At 76.0% G+C, this 1,286-nt stretch carries 1 pseudogene; it reads right to left on the reverse strand.

What is annotated here, in order from left to right:
• A pseudogene (locus HW445_RS34205) lies at nucleotides 1-1,286 on the reverse strand (PE-PGRS family protein); the annotation flags it as partial.

The following is a 1,286-nucleotide window of genomic DNA, read 5'->3' on the forward strand; positions in this document are numbered from 1 at the left end:
GAGCGGGGGCGGCCGGGGAAGGAGAGACTGCCCGTCCACCACTCGGCGACGCGCAGAAGCATCTCGGCCGGCGCGTCCTCGCAGGACTCGGCGAGGAAGAGCTGGACCACGCGGTCCTCGTCGCGGGCGAGGCGTTCGACGACGTCCGGCGGCAGGCGGCGCGCGCGGGCCACACCGCGGCGGACCAGCGGGTGGGCGGAGCCGGCGAGGCGGCGCATCGCCTCGGGGTCGTCGTGGAGGGCGAAGACCCACAGGGGGAGGAAGTGGTGGACCGCCGGGTCGAAGTCGATCTCGACGGCCGCCCGTTGCTCCTCGGTGAGGTCGGCGCGCAGTGCGAGGTTCCAGCGGACGCCCGGGTCGGGGTCGTGGGTGAGGCGGAGCGCACGACCGGTGGGTGTGCGGGGGTTGTCGGCCAGGGCGGCGCGCTGTGAGGGATCGCCGTCGCGGAGCACGTGGTCGATCAGGTCGTCGGCGAGGAGGCAGGAACGCAGGGCGTCGGTGTCCAGCTCCTCGGACGCGAACACCGCGTGGGGCAGGGGGTGTTCGCGGTGGTGCACGAGGAGGGCCGGCCGCCGGACCTCGGGGCGGGGGTCCTCCAGGACGGCTCGGCGGGTGGCGTCGTCCAGGTGCGCCCAGGCCGTCAGCCGGGCGAAGGAACGGACGGTGGCCTCGGGGTCCTCGGTGAGCCGGAGGGCGAGCGGCGCCGGGAGCCCGGTGAGGCGGACCGCCTCCAGCCGGATCCGGGGGGACGGGTCGGTGGCGAGCCGTTCGCAGGCCTCGTCGGTGAGTTCGTCGCGCCGCTCCGCGGCCAGCATGGCCAGGACCCACCGCGTCCGCTCGTCGGTCTCGGCGAGGATCATGCCCGACCGCTGGTCGCGGGTGAGGGGCTGCTGCTCGAAGACGCCTTGCCGGATGGTCCGGTCCGGGTGGGTGAGGGCGGTCGCCAGGACCGCCGGGGGAAGGCGGCGGTACAGCAGGTCGGGATCGCGCTCCAGGAGCTGGAGGAGCAGCGCGTCGGGCGCTTCCCGGTGGAGGGCGAGCCCGGTGGCCCATGCGTCCAGCGGCAGTTGCCCGGACGGCGTGCCGAGCAGGGCGTCCCAGGCGGCGGCCTGTTCCCGCGCGCTCCGCGGGGCGGCGTCCGCCTCGGCCGCCGCCCTCCGGTGGGCCGGTACGTCGTCCACGACGGTCAGGCGGGTGGTGCCGTCCTCCGTCACGACGCCGATCAGCGTCCCGCCGTCGAGGGAGAGGGTGACGAAGTCGCCCAGGGCACCGGTGGGGCCGGCGCC

Source organism: Streptomyces sp. UH6, from assembly GCF_013421635.1.
Taxonomy (GTDB): domain Bacteria; phylum Actinomycetota; class Actinomycetes; order Streptomycetales; family Streptomycetaceae; genus Streptomyces; species Streptomyces abyssomicinicus.